Raw genomic sequence first — 18379 nt, 5'->3', positions numbered from 1 at the left:
CGTGCCGTGTGCCCTCAGCCGGCCGGATGGGCGGGGCGGAACTGCCCCGCCCCCCTGGACTGTTCGGCACGGATCACGTGCATTGCGGCGTTGATCAGCGCCAGATGGGTGAAGGCTTGCGGGAAATTGCCGAGGTGCCGGCCGGTGTAGGGGTCGATTTCCTCGGCGTAGAGCTTGAGTGGACTGGCATATCCGAGCAGTCGTTCCAACAGATGCCGGGCACGGCGCACCTCGTCGATCTCCACCAGCGCCGACACCAGCCAGAACGAGCAGATCGTGAAGGTGCCTTCGGCGCCGGACAATCCGTCATCGGTGGTATCGGTGCGATAGCGCAGGACCAGTCCGTGTTCGGTGAGCTCCGAGGCGATGGCCAGCACCGTGGCCCGCACTCGCGGGTCGTCGGGCGGCAGGAACCGCAGCAGCGGAACCAGCAGCAGTGAGGCGTCCAGGGTGTCGCCGCCGTAGGTCTGGGTGAACACGCCGCGCTCGTCGACGCCGTGCGCGAGGACGTCGGCGTGGATTTCCGCGGCGATCGCCGACCACTGTTCGGCGTAGCCGGTCTCACCGTGCAGTTCGGCCAGTTTGGCGCCGCGATCCAGCGCCACCCAGCACATCACCTTCGACGAGGTGAAGTGCTGCGGTGCTCCGCGCACCTCCCAGATCCCGCGATCGGGCGCACGCCAGTTGTCGATGGCCGCCTCGACCTGTGCCTTGAGCATCGGCCACAGCGTTTCCGGCACCTGCTGGCGCGACCGCACGTGCAGATATACCGAATCCAGGATGGCGCCCCAGATGTCGTGCTGGCGCTGTTCGTAGGCGCCGTTGCCGATGCGGACCGGCTGGGCTCCGTCGTAGCCGTGCAGATGCGGGAGTTCGGATTCCTCCAGTACTCGTTCGCCGCCGATGCCGTAGAGCACTTGCAACGGGCGCATCTCGCCGTCGGCAGTGGTCGCGACGTCGTGCAGGAATGCGAAGAAGTCGTCGGCCTCCCGGTTGAGGCCCAGCGTGTAGAGGCCCCAGAGCGCGAAGGTGGAATCGCGGACCCAGCTGTAGCGGTAGTCCCAATTGCGTTCCCCGCCCGGCGTTTCCGGCAGCGAGGTGGTGGACGCAGCCATCAGCGCGCCGGTGGGGGAGTAGATCAGCCCCTTGAGGGTGAGCGCGCTGCGCTGCAGATAGCCGCGCCACGGATGATCGGGGAATTTGCCGAGGGTGATCCACTGCCGCCAGCATTCGGTGGTCTGCCACATCTTCTGCTCGGCTTCGGCGAACGTGGCGGGGGCCGGCAGCGGCGACCACGACAGGGCGACGTACAGCGCATCACCCTCACGCATCCGCGTGCGGGCGCGTGCCTCGCGGCCTTCCAACCCGATGCGCATATCGGTCGTGAGCGTGAGTTCGCCGCCCGGAATCTCGCCGTCGTCGCAGGTCGCGACCGCGGTGGCGCGTTCGTAGACCTCGCCGGTGTACTCCCACCGAGTGGAGGCGCGGTGGTAGTCGAAGGCAGGTTCGCAGCTCATCTCGACTTCGACCACGCCGCTCACGCACTTCACGGTGCGCAGCAGCATGTGCTCGGCGTCCCAGTCCTCGGGGGTGCGGCGGTAGGTCGCGCTGCGTTTGTCGGTGTTGTGCCACGGGCCCAGCACCAGTGCGTCGCGCACGATGATCCAGCCGGTATCGGTCTGCCAGGTGGTCTCCACGATCATGCCGCCGGGGAGATACCGCCGCGCCGCGGGCACGTTCACGCCGTAGGGGCCCAACCGGAAATGGCCGGCGCTGCGATCGAGTATCGAACCGAACACGCTCGGCGAGTCCGGCCGCGGCACGCACATCCATTCCACGGCGCCGTTGCGGGCGATCAGGCAGGTGGTCTCGCAATCGGACAGGAAGGCGTAGTCGTCGATCGGCGGGTAGGAGGATCGGTGGACCACTCCCGCCGAGCTCGGCAGATAGTTCGCCGAGACCGCGGCGTCGGAGATGTCACCCAGCACATCGCGTGGCGGTGACATGTCGTCGAGAGTTTCGATGGCGGATTCGGTACTGGTCGCTGCATCGGTCATCGGTTCGTCGTGGGACGCCATACAGCCATGATGGGGGATGCGGCCCGCGAATGGTGGACACCGCGGCTACGCCGTCGCCGGGTCGGGGTCCGCACCGACTAGGCTGGGGAGCGTGCATCACATTGCAGGCTGGTGGGACGGCTTCGAGCTGTGGGTGGCCGGGTTGCCGTTCATCCCGCAGTTCGCCGTGGTCCTGATCGGGGCGGTCCCGGTCAGCTTCCTGCTGGCATACCTGCTCGACCGTGGTCTACGGCTCGCGCTGCGGGTATTGGGCCGTGATCGTCGCGCGGATTCGGCCCCCCAGGTGCCCGTGGCGCCGGAGGTTTCCGAGGACACGGTGCCGCGCCCCGAGCCGGTACTGTCCGGCGCCTCGATGCACGGTTCCGGTTCCATGCACGAGAAAGCGGTCTGATGCCACGCTCCCGGGTACAACTGGCGCTGGTCGCCCTGCTCGTCCTGATCGTGGTCGCCTGGCTGTTCACGCGCTGACCGTGAGGCGTCGGCAGGTGCGGGTACTGTGCACCCATGCCAACCGATGAGGAATTCGTGGACCTCGAACAACTGCTCGAAATCGAGGACGGCCCGCGGCTGATCGCCACCCACTACATCGCCTCCGACGAGGCGATCGAGATGGTGCGCGCCGCGCAACTGCTCGGCCTGGGTGTGCGGCTGCAGAACCGCGTGCGACCCGACGAACCCGACGAGGACGGCGACGAGACCGTCGTCGAGGAATGGGTGCTGGACCTGTACGAGAGCCCGCCGGAGGCGGCCGAGGACGAGGAATAGCGCACCCGCCCGCCGGACGGTGTGCTTCGGGGCTCGCACGCGAATGTGGTCGGTACCACCCGCGCGCGAGCCCCTTCGTGTTGTGCCCCGCTCGGTGCACCTGCCACAGCTACCGCTGCGGCAGGTGTCGTCGCAGGTAGAGAGCGTGTCCCGGTGATCTGCGCGGATGTGACAAATGTCCACTTCGATTCGCGCACCTCGGGGCGCTTTGTTAGAGTCTGCCCATGTCGTCGAGCACCGTGCCGCAGGTCCGCCATGAATTGGCGTTGATCGCGGTCGGCTGTCTCGCGGTTGCGGATATCCACTGTCGCTGACGGGCAAGGGAGTGGCGCGCCCGTAGAATCCAGCTCGCTCACCCGTATCCGAATGTGTTTCGCCGTCGGCCGCAGGCCTGGACGGCACCGACGATTCGATGATCGGATGGCAGCGACCCCAGCGCCGTGCACGACATATTCCCCCGTACTCCGCCACCGCGCCGACCGGCCGGTGGCGGATGGCAGGAAAGGTTCGACCGATGTCTCGCAGCCCGCGGTACGCCGCCGGGACCGGCCGTACGCGCCGCCACTCCGGTGCCCGCCTCGTGATCGCCCTCGTGGTCGCCTGCGCCACACTCGTGCTCGCCGGCTGTAGTGGCGGCGCCAGCGATATCCCCGGTACCTCGGGAAACGGTGGTAGCGGCGGCACCTTCACGCTGTACGCCTACGCGACACCGAAGCCCGGTTTCGACAAAGTGATCCCGGCGTTCGCCAAGACCTCCGCCGGTGCCGGTGTCGCGGTGCAGCAGTCCTACGGAGCGTCGGGTGACCAGTCCCGCAAGGTCAAGAACGGTGCCCAGGCCGATGTCGTCAACTTCTCGGTGGAACCGGATATCACCCGCCTGGTCGACGCCGGACTGGTCGATCCGAAATGGAATGCGGATGCGAACAAGGGCATCCCGTTCGGCTCGGTCGTGGTGATGGCGGTGCGCAAGGGGAATCCGAAGGGCATCCACGACTGGGACGATCTGCTGAAGCCGGGCGTCGAGGTGGTCACCCCCAATCCGTTCAGCTCCGGATCGGCGAAGTGGAATCTGCTCGCACCGTATGCCGCCAAGAGCGACGGTGGGAAGAACCCGCAGGCCGGGTTGGACTATCTGAGCCGGCTGATCTCGCCCGACCATGTGCGGGTGCAGCCGAAGTCCGGACGCGAGGCCACCGAGACATTCCTACAGGGCACCGGCGACGTATTGCTGAGCTATGAGAACGAGGCGATCTTCGCGCAGCGCGAGGGCGAGCCGATCGACTACCTGGTGCCGCCGGTGACGTTCAAGATCGAGAATCCGGTCGCTGTGCTGAAGAACGCTCCGCATATGGAGACCGCCGTCGCCTTCCGTGATTTCCTGTTCACCCCCGCTGGGCAGCGGGCCTGGGCGCGTGCCGGTTTCCGGCCGGTGGACCCCGGCGTCGCCGAGGAGTTCACCTCCGAGTTCCCGCAGCCGCGCACCCTGTGGACGATTGCGGATCTGGGCGGCTGGAAGCAGGTCGACAAGGAACTGTTCGCTCCCGAATCCGGCAGTATCGCGACCATTTACGACAAGGCGACGAAATAGTGAGCGCACCGAGTACCAGTGCCGGCGCCGATGCCGGCAGCAGACCCCCGTCCCCGTTACGCACTCGGCTCCGTTCCTGGTTCCGGGTCAGCGGTTCCGTCGGCCCGCTCGGCGTCTCGACGGCAGCGTTGTGGCTGAGCATCATCGTGCTGCTGCCGTTGGCGGCGTTGACCTTCCACTCCTTCGACGACGGCTGGAGCGGTTTCTGGGACGCGGTGACCGCGCCCGGGGCAGTCGACGCGTTGCGGGTGACGATTGTCGTCTCCGTGGTGGTGGCGCTGATCAATGTCGTCATGGGCACCCTCATCGCCTGGGTGCTGGTGCGCGACGACTTTCCCGGTAAGAGCGTCGTCAATGCGCTGATCGATCTGCCGTTCGCATTGCCGACCATCGTGGCCAGCATCGTCATGTTGTCGCTGTACGGCCCGCAGAGCCCGATCAATGTGCATCTCAATGCGACGCAGCCGGGTGTGATCGTGGCGCTCGCCTTCGTCACCCTGCCGTTCGTGGTGCGGGCGGTGCAGCCGGTGCTGATCGAGGCCGACGCCGATGTGGAGCAGGCCGCTGCCTCGCTCGGTGCGAGCAATCTGACCACGTTCCGCCGCATCGTGTTACCGACTCTCGCGCCGGCCATCATCAGCGGTGGCGGTCTCGCCTTCGCCCGGGCCATCGGCGAATTCGGTTCCGTGGTGCTGATCGGTGGTTCGATTCCGGGCCGCACCCAGGTGGCCTCGCAGTACATCCAGCAGCAGATCGAGGTCGACCGGCCCACCAATGCCGCCGCGGTCTCGGTCGCACTGCTGGTGATCGCATTCGTCGCGCTGCTGGTCCTGCGATTGTTCGCCGACCGCAGCGCCCGGAAAGAGCAGGCGAGTCGATGAAATACACTGGCGCAGCCTTTCACCGACTCGCCGGGGTGCGGGCTCTCCCGCAGAGGGGAGTGTCGATGAAATACACTGGCGCAGCCTTTCACCGACTCGCCGGGGTGCGGGCTCTCCCGCTGGATGGAGCGAGCCGATGAAGCTTTCCGGGGTTACCCGAATTTCACTGCGTACCGTCGCTTTGGCCTACATTCTGATGTTGCTGGTCCTACCGCTGGCGCTCATTCTGTGGCGTAGTTTCGAGCACGGTATCGGGCAGTTCTATGACTGGATCTCCACGCCGGCGGCGATCTCGGCATTCAACATCTCGATGATCATCGTGCTCATCGTGGTCCCGTTGAACGTCATTTTCGGCATCATCACCGCGACCGCGCTGGTGCGCGGGAACTTCCCGGGCCGCAGTCTGTTGCAGGGGGTGGTGGATCTGCCGTTCGCGGTGTCCCCGGTGGTGGTCGGTGTCTCACTGATCCTGCTGTGGGGTGCGGGTGGCTGGTTCGGTGATGTCGAGAATCTGGGCTTCCGGGTGATTTTCGGTTTGCCCGGCATGGTGATCGCCACGCTGTTCGTCACGCTGCCGTACGTGGTGCGCGAGGTGGAGCCGGTGCTGCACGAGATCGGTGACGATCAGGAGCAGGCCGCCACCACCCTGGGGGCTTCGCGCCGGCAGACCTTCTGGCGGATCACGTTGCCGGCGATCCGGTGGGGTCTGACCTACGGCATCGTGCTCACCGTCGCGCGAGCGCTCGGTGAATTCGGTGCGGTGCTCATGGTCTCGACCGGACTGCCCGGCGGTGGTGAGACCCTGACCCTGCTGGTGCACGCCCGGTATATGAACGACCGCAACATCTTCGGTGCGTATTGTGCGGCGACCCTGCTGATGGGTATGGCGCTGGTCACCCTCCTCCTGATGACTCTTCTCGAACGTAAGCGGGGTAAAGCCCAATGATCACCGTGACCGATGCCCGGAAGAATTATGGCACCTTCGCCGCGCTCGACAATGTGAGCATCGATATCCCCTCCGGCGAGCTGACCGCACTGCTGGGACCGTCCGGGTCCGGGAAGTCGACGCTGCTGCGTTCGATCGCCGGATTGGAAACGCTGGATTCCGGCATCGTCACCATCGCCGGCAACGATGTCACGCGGGTGTCGCCGCAGAAGCGTGATATCGGTTTCGTGTTCCAGCATTACGCGGCATTCAAACATATGACGGTGCGCGGGAATGTGGCTTTCGGGCTCGAGATCCGCAAGCGGCCCAAGAACGAGATCCGCAAGCGCGTCGACGAATTGCTCGGGATCGTCGGCCTGGACGGATTCCAGCATCGTTATCCGTCGCAGCTGTCGGGTGGTCAGCGCCAGCGCATGGCGCTGGCGCGCGCACTCGCCGTCGATCCGAAGGTGCTGTTGCTGGACGAGCCGTTCGGGGCGCTCGATGCCAAGGTGCGCCAGGATCTGCGGACCTGGCTGCGCCGCCTGCACGAGGAAGTGCACGTGACCACGGTGCTGGTCACCCATGATCAGGAGGAGGCGCTCGACGTCGCGGACCGGATCGCGGTGATGAATGCCGGGCGCATCGAGCAGATCGGCAGCCCCGAGGACGTGTACGACCGGCCGGCCAACGAATTCGTCATGTCGTTCCTGGGCGCGGTGGCAAAACTCAACGGACATCTGGTGCGTCCGCACGATATTCGGATCGGCCGCGATGCCGGCATGGCGTTGGCCGAGCACGAGGGTACTGCGGAGTCGGCCGGCGTCACCCGGGCGACCGTGGAGCGGATCGTGCGACTGGGGTTCGAGGTCCGTCTGGAACTGCGTAATGCGGCCACCGGGGATCAGTTCACCGCACAGGTGACCCGAGGCGATGCAGAAGCGTTGCAGCTGGCCGAAGGGGAGACGGTCTACGCCCGCGCCACCCGTATCCCGGAGCTGCCCGTGCGCTGAGTCCCCTGGGCGGCGGCGCGATCTCCGAGATCGGATGCCGCGCAACAGGACATGTCCAGCAAATCGGTACCGGTCGGTCGGTGTCGTGAATTGTCCTCTGCGCGTGCGAATTATCCGAATCGTTATTGCAGGTTGACGGGTGTTGTTACGGTATCGGCGAGGTCGGAGCCTGGTGCGGCGGTAGACCGGACAACCTGTTGTCCGGTGCTTGGCAAGCTTTCAGCACAATGGTTGCCTGAATGCCGGATCGGGTCAGATAGCGAACGTACGCTCGTCGATCGAGGGGATTTGTGTGATGACGGTTGGGCTCGGAGTGAGTATCGGCACAGTCAACACGGTGTGCGCCATCGATACTCCGGAGCGCGGTAAGAACACTCGCGGACGCAGACGAGGCGCGTCCGCCGGCTCGGACCGGCGCGCGAGCGCCGGTCTCGGAACCCGGAATTCGGGGCCCGGCCGGTCGCAGCCACCGGGCGCGCCGGGAACGTGGCGCACCACGCTCACATTCGACAGTGCGGGAACAGCGCGGGTCGGGCGCATTCCCCGCCACGGTCGCGCACTCACCGACTTCGCCGACCTCACGGCCTGCGCCCGGACCGCACGGGTTCGCCATCGCGCCTTGTCGGCGGCCGACCTGGTGGCGACGGTGGCCCGGACGGTGGTGGCGGAAACCTCCGCCCATGTGGTGGCCGGGAATGCGGAACGGTCGGAAACCGCTGTGGCGGTGACACATCCGGTCAGCTACTCCGGGGAGCGAGTGGCCGAACTACGCACCGCGCTGGACGAGAGCGGGCTGTCACATGCCGCACTGATCGCGGAGCCGGTGGCGGCCGCGGCCTGGCTGGCGGTGGCGCACGGACCACTGATGCCGGGACTGGCGTTGGTCTACGACCTCGGCGGCGCCGGGTTGACGGTGACGCTGGTGCGCATCGGCGCGGGTAATCCGTCGCGCCCGCTCATCGGAGCACCGTTGCGCTCCCACGCATTCGGCGGCCGGGCGTTCGGTGCCACACTGGCCGATCAGCGGGACTGGCGCGCGGGCGGGGCCTCGGACGATGCGGCGATCACGACGCTGCGTACCGGCCATGTCCGCGCCTCTCTGGACGTGGTCTACGAATGCCTGCGCCGCGCCGACGTCACGATGGCGGATGTCGATTGCGTGCTGGTCGTGGGAGGGGCGGCCCGTCCGCCCGAGGTCGCCACGGTGCTGTCCTCGGCCTTGGCGCGGCCGGTGATCGTCGCTGCCGACCCGGAACGCACGATCGCCGAAGGCGCGGCCATCCTCGCTCGTCGTGCGGCCGATGCCGCCCGGGAGCGTGCCGCCGCAGCCGCGCGCGAGAGTGCGGCGGCCGCGGAGCCCGAACCGGTGGTCGTGCCCGGGATGGTGCGGCGCCGCGTGGCCCGGACCGCGGTGGCGGTCGCCGTGGCCGCCGGCGGCGCGTTGTTCGCTGCGACCGGAGTGGTCGGCGACGCGGTCAGCACACCATCGATGGGCGCCGCCGGCCCGGTCGAGTTCCAGCACTGAGTGCTGCTGTGGTGTGCCCCGCGCCCTACCGGGGGCGGGGCACATCACGAACCGGTGGCCGGCGTGGGCGTCAGCGAACAAATTCGGTGGCGCCCACGGCCGGTTCGACACCGGATACGCCGGTGGACACCACGTCGAGGTCCGCGTCGCGATAGTTGGCAAGCACCACCGCCAGACATCCCAGCGCGATCACGGCACCGGCGGCGAACATCAGCGGATAGCCGAGATTCCAGACGTTGTGCAGCAGCGACAACAGGACCGGCGCACCGAATCCGAGATAGCTGACCGAATAGAAGACCGCGGTCAGTCCGGCGAGGTCGTCGGGCCGTGCGATCCGCTCGATTTCCTGCAGCCCGGCGACGAGGCCGATGCCGTATCCACAGCCGAGTACGGCGGCGGTGATCGCGACGGCCCACAGCGCCAGCGATGCCGCCGCATAGACCGACAGTGTCATTCCGATCGTGGTGAGTAGCAGCGACAACACGGCGATGCGCGCGGTACCGGGCAGATCGAGCCGCCGCGCCACCGACTGGATGGCGAAGCCGCATCCGAGGGTGATTACGGTGATCAGCGCGGAGAAGGCGATCGGCGCGGCCGCGATGCGGTCCGCCGCCAGTGTCGGCAGGATGGCGTACGCGGTGGCAGCGGAGGTGAACAGCCACATCGCCAGCGGCAACGCGATCCGCACGAATCGCCGATGCCCGGCCGCCGGAATGCGCAGATCCTCGCCCAGCGGTTTCCGGACCGCCTGCAAGGCAACGGTTTCCGGAGCTCGCCGCACCCAGACCGCGGCGGCCAGGCACAGCGTGACATTGATCAGATAGGCCAGGGTCGAGGGCCACGGTGCCCATTGCGCCAGCACTCCGGCCACTCCGGCGCCGATCGCGAACCCGCCGGTCAGGCTCATCGCCGAGCGGCGGGCACCGGTGCCCAGGGCGGATTGCGGTCCGAACGGTGGTTGCGAGAGCTCCTTCATCCAGCTGCTGCCCACCGCCATGGCCAGGCCGAGGCCGATACCGCACAGCACCCGGCCCAGCGACAGCATCGGCACCACGCCGTCACCGAAGGCGAGCAGGGTCGAACCGAGTGCGGTGATCAGGGGGGCGGGCCGCAGCAGCCGTCGCCGGCCGTAGCGATCCGACAGCGGTCCGCCGATCAGCAACGCCGGCACGATGCCCAGGACGTATTCGAACAGCAGTAGGTTGACGGTGGTGACCGGCAGCCCGTCGTTCTTGTACATGACCAGGAGCGGCGTGAACTCGTTTCCGCCCCAGGCGATCGCGAAAACGGCCGCGGCCACGCCCCACCACACCCGCGGGTCGGTGCCCACGGTGCGGTGGTTCGGTAATCGGTGGTCGACGGCGGGGGCGCTCATCGGAGTCCTTTCAATTCCAGCTGATGGACGCCCGCGAGGTGTTCGGCGAGCGCGGTGTCGAATGCCTGGGTGTCTCCGGCGGCGATCAGGTCCGCCAGCTGCGCGTGCTGCTCGACGATGCGGGCGACATGTGCCGGCGCCCGGTGCAGGGCGGCGCTGTTCATCCGGCGCTGCCGCTCGCGTAGCGAGTCGTAGAACCCGGTGAGCAGCGGATTGCCGGCGGCGACGACATAGGTGCGGTGAAAGTCGGTGTCCTCGGTGGCGAAGCGGGCCAGCACCTGGGGATCGGATTCGGTGAGTTCACTCAGCAGTTCGCGTTGACGCGTCAGCGAATCACGCAGCGTGGTGGCGAGTGCGGTGCGGTCGTCGCCGGTGAGCGCACGCACCGTTGCGGTTTCCACGACATACCGTGCGTGGGCGACGTGTTCGGCCTCGTGCGACGAGATCGGTACCACGAGTGCGCCGCGTTTGGGATACAGCCGCATCCAGCCTTCGGTCTCGAGTCGGAGGAAGGCCTCCCGCACCGGGGTGCGGGAGGTGCCGAGATCTGTCGCGATCTCTCCCTCGCTGATCAGCTCTCCGCCGGGAAGGGTCCCGGTCAGGATGCGTTCCTTGATCTCGCGATAGGCACGCTCGGCCGATGAATACGTCTTAGACACAAGTTGTAGCTTAGCCCTGCGTGGGGGTGGATATCTATGTGGGCGTCGACACCGGCGGCCCGCTCTCGGGGCTTGCCGAGGTCGATTCACGGTCCGTGACGCCAGTCACAAAACTGTCCGGTAATACCTTTTTCGTCCCTGGTGAACTGGGGTTTTCGTGTCTGGCTCGGATGGTTGCGCGATTGTGTCCCGTGGGCGGCCCGGCTGCTGTTGACCTCCGACGCTGTAGGTGTAACCATGGGAAACAGTTAACCGTGCGAGAGGGAGAGGCTGTGACGACGATGTCCGTTGCCGCGACGCCGGACGTGGACCCTGTGGTCGCCGAGGCCATGGAATACGCCCAGAAGCTGCTTCTGCTGTCCGAGGGCTCGGTCGACCGGCATTTCGATCCGTTCACCGACATCGACTGGGACAATCCCGACTTCGCTCCCGACGCCGGCGAGCATCGCTGGATCCTGCCCGAATCGGCCGATCCGCTGGGGCGCCACCCGTGGTACCTGGCGCTGCCCGACGAGGTGAAGATCGCCCTCGGTAAGTATCGCCAGGCCAATGTGGCCAAGGTCGGTCTGCAGTTCGAGTCGATCCTGATCAGTGGCATGGTGACCCACAACTTCGACCTGCCGAACGGTTCGCCGGAATTCCGGTACTGCTCCCACGAGATGATCGAGGAGCACAACCACACCCTGATGTTCCAGGAGATGGTCAACCGGATCGGCATCGACGTTCCGGGTATGGGGCCGCTGGTGCGTAAGTTCAAGTACGCCGCCGCTCCGGTCGCCTCCTGGTTCCCGAACCTGTTCTTCATGGCCGTGCTCGCCGGCGAGGAGCCGATCGACCACATTCAGAAGCAGATCCTGCGCTCGGGTGAGGACGTGCACCCGATCATGCGCGGTGTGATGGCGATCCATGTGGCCGAGGAAGCGCGTCACATCTCCTTCGCGCACGAGTACCTGAAGAAGCATGTCCCCGAGCGCAATGCGCGCGAGCGTTTCGTGCTGTCGCTGGCCATGCCGCTGGTGATGTGGATCCTGGGCCGGTCCATCGCCACACCGCCGAAGTCGTTCTTCGAGGAGTTCGACATTCCGGACGAGGTGCGCAAGGAACTGTTCTACGGATCGGCCGAGGCGCGTAAGACCTTCGCGGACTACTTCGTCGACGTGCGGGCGCTCGCGCACGACCTCGGACTGATGAATCCGGTGGCCAAGAACGTCTGGAAGCTGTTGAAGATCGACGGGCCGGCCAGCCGGTACCGCTCGGAACCGTTGCGCACCAAGCGCGCAGCAGCCTGAAGGGTAGCCGTACAGTGCCGTATGTAGTCACCCAGTCGTGCTGCAGCGACGCGTCCTGCGTCTACGCGTGCCCGGTCAACTGCATCCATCCCACGCCCGACGAACCGGATTTCGCGACCGCGGAGATGCTGTACGTGGACCCCGCGTCCTGTGTGGACTGCGGGGCCTGCGCGACCGCCTGTCCGGTCGACGCGATCACCTCCTCGAAGAAGCTCACCGACGAACAGCAGCCCTTCATCGAGATCAATGCCGACTTCTATCGGTTCGATCGGCCGCGCCCGGTGCTGGCGCAGCCGGTGCCACCGGCCGAGGTGGCTCCCGGGCACGGCCCGTTGCGGGTTGCGATCGTCGGGTCGGGGCCCTCGGCGATGTATGCCGCCGACGAACTGCTGACGCAGCCGGAGGTGTCGGTGACGGTGTTCGACCGGCTGCCGGTGCCTTATGGTCTGGCTCGGCACGGGGTGGCACCCGATCACACTCGTACCCGGCAGGTCAGCCGGCTGTTCGATGTGATCTCCGCGCAGCCCGGTTTCGGCTCGTATCTGAATGTGACTGTCGGCGAGGATATTTCGCACGACGAGCTGAAGGATCACTTCGACGCCGTGATCTACGCGGTCGGCGCGTCGACCGATCGCAAGCTCGGCATCCCCGGCGAGGGGCTGCCCGGCAGTCTGTCCGCGACCGAATTCGTGGCCTGGTACAACGGCCATCCCGACTATGCGGACCGAGAGGTCGATCTGTCGCATCGTCGCGCAGTGGTGGTCGGCAATGGCAATGTCGCGCTGGACGTCGCGCGGATGCTGACCATGGATCCCGAGCTGCTTGTCGATACCGAGGTTTCGCCACACGCGCTGCGGGCGCTGCGGCGCAGCCGGATCGAGGAAGTGGTGATCGTGGGACGCCGTGGTCCGGCGGAATCCGCGTTCACCGTGCCGGAATTCGTCGGACTGCTCGGTACCGATATCGATATCGTCGTGGCGGGGGAGGTTCCCGAACCGTCGGCCGATCTGCCGGACAAGGTCGACCGGAAGCTGAAGCTGCTGCGCGGGGTGGCCGATCGACCGGCGGGTGCCCGCCGGCGCATCGTCTTCCGCTACCTGTCCGCTCCGGTCGCGCTGACCGGCCACGATGCCGTGACCGGAATCGAGTTGGCGCGTAACGAACTCGTCGAAGAGGACGGCGTGATGCGGGCCGTCGCGACGGGGGAATCCGAAACCCTCGATGCGGGACTGGTTCTCACCTCGGTGGGATATCGTGGTGTCGCCGTTCCCGGGCTGCCGTTCGACGAGCGTGCCGGGGTCGTCCCGAACGATGCGGGGCGCGTGGTGGAGTCCGTCACCGGCGCACCCGTGCCGGGGAGCTACGTCACCGGATGGATCAAGCGCGGACCGACCGGCTTCATCGGCACCAACAAGTCTTGTGCGCAGGAGACCGTGCGGCAGCTGGTCGACGATGCCAATGCCGGTCGGCTGTCCAGGCCTAGGTCCGGCGCGGAGGAGTTCGACCGCTTGGTGCAGCAGCGCCGCCCGGATGTGATTCGCGGCGGTGCGACGACGGCCCGGCCGTGGTGGAAGCGAAAGCTGCTCACTCGCGTGTGACTCGCGTCGTCGCGTCGGTTCACGTGTTCGAGTCAGCCCCGGTCGGAGGTTCGGACCGGGGCTGACGTCGTTGTGGTCGCGGTGTGCACCCTTCCGGTCGGCAACCATTCAGCCATCCTGTTTGATCGCTGTCGAGCAATTCGTGAATCGGTATTAGCGGGTGTTGAACATACTTCAGGTTTGATATGAAGCGAATTTACTGGAAGGTAGCTAAATTCTAGGTTTGTTCGCTTGCCTTGAAACCGTAAAGCCCACCGGACTTCCCGGTAAAATCGGTCTATCAGGACTTTTCCGTGATGGACCGGTGGGTATGAAAGCAATTCCGTCCGTTTGGTTTCCGTAATCGATACCGACCAGCTAACCTGTGGTCGCTGTTTCGTAAACGACCGCGACCACAGGCACCGACTGTCATGAGGCCGTGGTCTCGGTGCGTTTGACAGGATGGCGATGAGTGCTGGCTTCGGCATGAGCATCGGTTCGGTGAACTCCGTCTGGGCGGCGACAACCGGTGACGGCCGGCCGGCGGTCCGGATGCGCCGCACCGCGGTGGCCTTCGACGACTCGGGGGAGGTGCGAGTCGGTGGTAGTGCCCGATTCGCCCCGCAGATCACCGATTTCGCCGATCTCACGCAGTTCCGGGAACCGGCGATGCTCGGCGGGCGGATTCGCTCGTCGGCCGATCTGGTGACCGCGGTCGCCACCAGCCTCATCTCCTCGTGCCGGCCCGAGGCCGGACCTGTGCTCACCTATCCGGCCTGCTACACCGACAAGCAGCTCTCGTCGTTGCAGTACGCGTTGCACCGCGCCGGCGCTTTCGACGTCACACTGATGCCCGAGCCGGTGGCCGCCGCCGAATGGCTCGACAACGAGTACGGCACCGGCGCTTCGGGTTCGACACTGGTCTACGACCTGGGAGCCAACAATCTCGATGTGGCCGTGGTCCGGACCCAGGCCGAATGGAACCAGCGCGGCGTGGTGGGCAGGGCGCTGCGGTCGAGGGCGTACGGCGGGCGGCCGCTGGGCACGGTGCTGGCGCGGTACGCCCGGGTCGTGGCCACCGATGTGGCCGCGCCGGTGTCGGCGAGCGTTCCGGCCGTGGACACCCGGCGACTGCGCACCGCACATGTTCGCAATTCCCTTCGTGCGGTGCGGCACTGCCTGACGCGGGCCCGTCTCGACATCGCGGACATCGACCGAATTCTTCTGGTCGGCGGTGCCGCGCGACCGGCCGAAGTCGCGGAGGTACTCGCCGAACTCGGACCGCCGGTCGTCGTCTCCGCAGATCCGGCGCACACCGTGGCGAGCGGTGCCGCCATCGCCTCGGCGCGGTTCGCCGCGGTCGGCAGTCACCCCGATCGCTATGTGCGTGGCGCGGCAGTCGTCGGCTCGGCTGCCGTCGTTTCCGCGCTCGCGATGTCGGCGGCCACCATGATCGGCGGTGGTCCACTCGGTACCGAGGGGCCGATCATGGAGTTCGGCCCGGCGCTGGCCGGTCCGGCCGACAGCCTGCGTGAACAGGTCGGCGACCTGTCGCGCGGCCCCAGCTTCGGTGCCGCGTTCACGACACTCGCCGCGCGTGCCGACCGGCTGCTGGGCCCCGCAGTGCCGGCGCTGCGCGACTACGCCGATGCGGCACACGATCTGTCCCGCGCCTGGACCGCACGTGGGGCAGGGCCCGTTGATCCAGCGACACCGTGTGCGCCGCAGCGGGGCGGAACCTACTCCGATCCTGCCCGGTTCAGTAATCCGTTGCCGTTCGCCGACTCCGGCGCGGCTGCCGCGCTGGCAGCAGGTGCGGCGATGGGCGCACTGCCCGGGGTGGGATGGCCGGTGCATCCCGGCGATGCGGACGACACCCCGCCCGGCGAGGAACCCGAACCCGGCGGCCCCGATGGCGGATCCGGCGACGAGACGGGACCAGGGCATTCCGATCAGGGGCCGGATACGCCGGTGTCGGACGGTTCCGATGCATCGGGCACATCCGGTAACCCGGGCACGGCACCGTCGACCGGAACCGGAGCGGACGACGGTGCCGGGGCGGGCACCACGCCCGGTGCGGATACGTCGGACGGTCCAGGGCAGTCGGACCAGGGTGGCGATGCGAACGAGGGGACGGTTCCGCCGGACTCCGACGCTGACGCTGACGCCGGCACCGATCCCGGCGGTACCGGAACCTCGGGTGATACCACCGATTCGGGCACCGGTGCCGAGCCCGGTCACGGCGCCGGCTCGGACGACGATGCGACAGCAGGCAGTGGTACCGATTCCGGCAACGGCACCGAATCGGGCGATACGACCGAACCCGGTGACGGCACCCGCCCGGGCGACGCCGGAACACCGAACAACAACGCGAACAACACCAATGGTGCCGAGCACTCGGACGGTGCCCAGAACTCCAACCATGCAGGGAACCCCGACGGTGCCGGGAACAGTACCGGCCCCGGAACCAATTCCCAGCCGAATGCCGGGGAGTCCGGCGATGCCGTCGGGCCGGGGGCGCCGACCGGCACCGGTGGATCCACGGACAACTCCACCACCGGGGGCGCCCATTCCCCTTCGGGCCCGGCCTCTTCCGGTCCGGCGTCGGGGCCGGGCACATCGAGCAACGCCGGCACGCCGCATACCGGCCCGGCGCCCGGCGGTGGTACGACGCCCGGGGTGGGGACCGGCCCCGGCGGTACCCACAGTGCCCCGGCCGTACCGGCACATCCGGGAGGTGTCGGTCCCGGCGGTGGGATATCGCCCGGCGGTGGGATCAGCCCTGGCCTCGGAGCCGGGACCGGCCCGGGTGGTGGTTTCCACGGCGGCGGCTTCGGTGGTGGCTTCGGGCACTGAGCCGCACACACCCCACGCCACCGATCGCAGGCAGGGGCGGTGGGAATACCGCGGGGTAATGCGGACCGGGATGTCGGCGCAGTGCTGCGATCGGCAACAATGAGGCAGTGAACAGGCCTCGGCTGATTGCTCTGGACGTGGACGGGACGATCCTGCGGGCGGGTGCTCCGATGAGCCCACGAGTGCGCGCGGCGATCCGTGCCGCGGTGGACTCGGATACCCATGTGGTGATCACAACCGGACGTACTCTGCTGGCGACACGGCTGGTGATGGCGGAACTGGGGCTGGAGTCCGGGCACGCCATCTGCTCCAACGGTGCAGTGCACGTGGATATTTCGAGCTGGGAGCCGCTTGCGGTGCGTACCTTCGACCCCGGCCGGGCGATCCGGGTACTGCGGGCACTGCTGCCGGACATGGTGCTCGCGGTGGAGAAGGTCGGCATCGGCACCTGGACCACCGGCTTCTATCCCGGTAGCTTCCGGCTCGGCGAATTCCGTTTCGTCGACGATGCCGAACTGAGCCTCGAACCCACGACCCGGCTCAACGGGTACTGGCCGGGGCGAACGCATGCCGAAATGCTGGAAGTGGTAGGCGAACTCGACCTTCCCGGCGCCGGATGGTGGCCGGCCGAAGACGAAGCGTGGCTGGTCGCTTCCAAGCCGGGCGTATCCAAGGGATGGGCGCTGGAACAACTCCGGGTCGAACTCGGCGTCGCGCCCGAGGACACTCTTGCCATCGGTGATGGATACAACGACGTCGAGATGCTCGGCTGGGCAGGACATTCGGTCGCGATGGGCAATGCCGTCCCCGCGGCCCGCGAGATCGCGGACGAGATCACCGCGGATATCGCCGCGGACGGCGCCGCGCTGGTGCTGGAGCGTTGGTTCACCGACTGAACACCCGTCTCTGGGTCTCGGCCGGGCCCCCCACAGTCGGGATCACGCCGTGGCGGCCCTCGGGTCGAAGCAACCTGAGCTGCGGCCACTGTGTACCCGCCGGTCCTGATCGGTGGCGGTCGGCACTGCCGTCCGGGTCAGGCCGACAGTCCGAGGGGCCGGTGGGTCGCGGTGCGGTAGCGATCCCGTGCGACCTCGGCGAGCAACCGGTGCGGACCCAGGGGGGACGCATGTGGCAACTCGGGTGCGGCGGCCGCGATCCGGTCGGTGAGCAGTCCGGGCGCGAGGAACCACGGGGCGACGATCACCCGTCGAGCGCCTGCGGCTCGGAGCTGTGAAACGGCCGACGACAGCGATGGTTCCAGGGTCGCGAAGCAGATCGCCGACTGCCAGGCGGTGCCGTTGCGTACGGCCACGGCGGCCCGTTCGGTGATCCGATTCGCCGCCACCGATGAGGAGCCCACCGCTGCGACCGCGACACCCAGGCCGGTGTCGGCCGGATCGGCCCCCGCATCCACTACCTGCTCACGCAGGGCGTCGATCAACCTCTCGTCCGTACCGAGGACATCGGCCTGCACGAGCCGCAGCAGCGGGTGCCGATTGCGGGCGTTCGCCAGAATGCCGGGCAGATCGACCCGGGCGTGGAAGGCGCTACCCAGCAACAGTGGCACCACCACGGCCTCGGTGTGGCCGTGCGCGGCGACCGCATCGACGACCTGTTCCACCGAGGGCGTATTCAGGTCGAGGAAAGCGAGCCGCACATCGAGATCCGGGCGCACTCGCGCGATCTCACCGACCAGCGCCGACATTGTCGCCGCCGAGCGGGGGTCGCGACTGCCGTGCGCGACCGCGATGAACGCGGGGCGCCGGCTGCCGGGCGTCTCCGGGGACACCGTGGTGCGGTCGAGCCCGGAGGGCGGGCATGGAGCCAGTGACGCGGTCCATCGTCCGC

At 67.4% G+C, this 18379-nt stretch carries 16 protein-coding genes; 12 read left to right on the top strand and 4 right to left on the bottom strand.

The window, feature by feature from the left end; genetic code table 11:
• Nucleotides 1–14: 14 nt before the first annotated feature.
• Entirely contained in the window at nucleotides 15–2078 is a 2064-nt protein-coding gene (locus NV2_RS02750) for a glycoside hydrolase family 15 protein (protein ID WP_174550539.1), read from the bottom strand.
• A 91-nt stretch (nucleotides 2079–2169) separates the two neighbouring features.
• Between NV2_RS02750 and NV2_RS02745 the strand changes: the two genes are divergently transcribed.
• The 8 genes from NV2_RS02745 to NV2_RS02715 all read left to right on the top strand — a co-directional run bounded on the left by NV2_RS02745 (nucleotide 2170) and on the right by NV2_RS02715 (nucleotide 8775).
• Nucleotides 2170–2469, top strand: coding sequence for a hypothetical protein (locus NV2_RS02745; RefSeq protein WP_157102712.1), 300 nt, complete (start codon nucleotides 2170–2172; stop codon nucleotides 2467–2469).
• Between the two features lie 113 nt (nucleotides 2470–2582).
• Entirely contained in the window at nucleotides 2583–2843 is a 261-nt protein-coding gene (locus tag NV2_RS02740; RefSeq protein WP_067868543.1) for a hypothetical protein, read from the top strand.
• A gap of 224 nt (nucleotides 2844–3067) precedes the next feature.
• Nucleotides 3068–3157, top strand: a complete 90-nt coding sequence (locus tag NV2_RS32925; RefSeq protein WP_312030890.1) for an Ms4533A family Cys-rich leader peptide — start codon at nucleotides 3068–3070, stop codon at nucleotides 3155–3157.
• A gap of 200 nt (nucleotides 3158–3357) precedes the next feature.
• The gene (locus tag NV2_RS02735) at nucleotides 3358–4431 is read left to right on the top strand and encodes a sulfate ABC transporter substrate-binding protein (RefSeq protein ID WP_067869294.1); all 1074 of its coding nucleotides are present in this window, start codon (nucleotides 3358–3360) and stop codon (nucleotides 4429–4431) included.
• Complete coding sequence (cysT, locus tag NV2_RS02730) at nucleotides 4431–5312, top strand: sulfate ABC transporter permease subunit CysT (RefSeq protein WP_067868540.1); 882 nt, start codon at nucleotides 4431–4433, stop codon at nucleotides 5310–5312. The genes NV2_RS02735 and cysT overlap by 1 nt, the downstream gene beginning before the upstream one ends.
• A 136-nt stretch (nucleotides 5313–5448) precedes the next feature.
• Complete coding sequence (gene cysW / locus NV2_RS02725) at nucleotides 5449–6258, top strand: sulfate ABC transporter permease subunit CysW (RefSeq protein ID WP_067868537.1); 810 nt, start codon at nucleotides 5449–5451, stop codon at nucleotides 6256–6258.
• On the top strand, nucleotides 6255–7250 hold the full coding sequence (locus NV2_RS02720) for a sulfate/molybdate ABC transporter ATP-binding protein (protein ID WP_067868532.1): 996 nt from the start codon (nucleotides 6255–6257) through the stop codon (nucleotides 7248–7250). Before cysW ends, NV2_RS02720 begins: the two co-directional genes overlap by 4 nt.
• 295 nt (nucleotides 7251–7545) lie before the next feature.
• Nucleotides 7546–8775, top strand: coding sequence for an Hsp70 family protein (locus NV2_RS02715; protein ID WP_157102710.1), 1230 nt, complete (start codon nucleotides 7546–7548; stop codon nucleotides 8773–8775).
• A 70-nt stretch (nucleotides 8776–8845) separates the two neighbouring features.
• Here NV2_RS02715 and NV2_RS02710 read toward each other — a convergent pair whose 3' ends face one another.
• Together NV2_RS02710 and NV2_RS02705 are read right to left on the bottom strand one after the other, a co-directional pair.
• Nucleotides 8846–10150 (bottom strand): MFS transporter, encoded by a 1305-nt coding sequence (locus NV2_RS02710; RefSeq protein WP_067868529.1) that lies wholly within the window; start codon nucleotides 10148–10150, stop codon nucleotides 8846–8848.
• Nucleotides 10147–10809, bottom strand: coding sequence for a GntR family transcriptional regulator (locus NV2_RS02705; protein ID WP_067868526.1), 663 nt, complete (start codon nucleotides 10807–10809; stop codon nucleotides 10147–10149). The genes NV2_RS02710 and NV2_RS02705 overlap by 4 nt, the downstream gene beginning before the upstream one ends.
• A 281-nt stretch (nucleotides 10810–11090) precedes the next feature.
• Here NV2_RS02705 and NV2_RS02700 point away from each other — a divergent pair, with 281 nt between their 5' ends.
• The 4 genes from NV2_RS02700 (at nucleotide 11091) to NV2_RS02685 (ending at nucleotide 17427) form a co-directional block, all read left to right on the top strand.
• Nucleotides 11091–12098 carry an AurF N-oxygenase family protein gene (locus NV2_RS02700; RefSeq protein WP_067868523.1) on the top strand — a complete coding sequence of 336 codons (1008 nt, stop codon included), beginning with the start codon at nucleotides 11091–11093 and terminating at the stop codon, nucleotides 12096–12098.
• Between the two features lie 14 nt (nucleotides 12099–12112).
• Nucleotides 12113–13696, top strand: coding sequence for an FAD-dependent oxidoreductase (locus NV2_RS02695; RefSeq protein WP_067868520.1), 1584 nt, complete (start codon nucleotides 12113–12115; stop codon nucleotides 13694–13696).
• A 447-nt stretch (nucleotides 13697–14143) separates the two neighbouring features.
• A complete protein-coding gene (locus NV2_RS02690; RefSeq protein ID WP_168436068.1) occupies nucleotides 14144–16531 on the top strand; it encodes an Hsp70 family protein in 2388 nt (795 codons plus the stop codon).
• Nucleotides 16532–16638: 107 nt separating this feature from the next.
• Nucleotides 16639–17427 (top strand): HAD family hydrolase, encoded by a 789-nt coding sequence (locus tag NV2_RS02685; protein WP_245662405.1) that lies wholly within the window; start codon nucleotides 16639–16641, stop codon nucleotides 17425–17427.
• Between the two features lie 137 nt (nucleotides 17428–17564).
• Here the strand turns inward: NV2_RS02685 and NV2_RS02680 are convergent, their stop codons facing one another.
• Nucleotides 17565–18320, bottom strand: a complete 756-nt coding sequence (locus NV2_RS02680) for a sirohydrochlorin chelatase (RefSeq protein WP_281198511.1) — start codon at nucleotides 18318–18320, stop codon at nucleotides 17565–17567.
• Between the last annotated feature and the right edge of the window lie 59 nt (nucleotides 18321–18379).

Origin of the sequence: Nocardia vermiculata NBRC 100427 (assembly GCF_001613265.1) — a bacterium.
Lineage (GTDB): Bacteria > Actinomycetota > Actinomycetes > Mycobacteriales > Mycobacteriaceae > Nocardia > Nocardia vermiculata.
This window is presented reverse-complemented; position numbering and strand designations above follow the sequence as displayed.

Excerpts from the sequence above, each read along its gene's own strand:
- NV2_RS02750 (WP_174550539.1), bottom strand. The coding sequence starts at position 2,078 with ATGGCGTCCCACGACGAACCGATGACCGATGCAGCGACCAGTACCGAA.
- NV2_RS02740 (WP_067868543.1), top strand. The coding sequence starts at position 2,583 with ATGCCAACCGATGAGGAATTCGTGGACCTCGAACAACTGCTCGAAATC.
- NV2_RS32925 (WP_312030890.1), top strand. The coding sequence starts at position 3,068 with ATGTCGTCGAGCACCGTGCCGCAGGTCCGCCATGAATTGGCGTTGATC.
- NV2_RS02735 (WP_067869294.1), top strand. The coding sequence starts at position 3,358 with ATGTCTCGCAGCCCGCGGTACGCCGCCGGGACCGGCCGTACGCGCCGC.
- cysW (WP_067868537.1), top strand. The coding sequence starts at position 5,449 with ATGAAGCTTTCCGGGGTTACCCGAATTTCACTGCGTACCGTCGCTTTG.
- NV2_RS02720 (WP_067868532.1), top strand. The coding sequence starts at position 6,255 with ATGATCACCGTGACCGATGCCCGGAAGAATTATGGCACCTTCGCCGCG.
- NV2_RS02715 (WP_157102710.1), top strand. The coding sequence starts at position 7,546 with ATGACGGTTGGGCTCGGAGTGAGTATCGGCACAGTCAACACGGTGTGC.
- NV2_RS02710 (WP_067868529.1), bottom strand. The coding sequence starts at position 10,150 with ATGAGCGCCCCCGCCGTCGACCACCGATTACCGAACCACCGCACCGTG.
- NV2_RS02700 (WP_067868523.1), top strand. The coding sequence starts at position 11,091 with ATGTCCGTTGCCGCGACGCCGGACGTGGACCCTGTGGTCGCCGAGGCC.
- NV2_RS02690 (WP_168436068.1), top strand. The coding sequence starts at position 14,144 with ATGAGTGCTGGCTTCGGCATGAGCATCGGTTCGGTGAACTCCGTCTGG.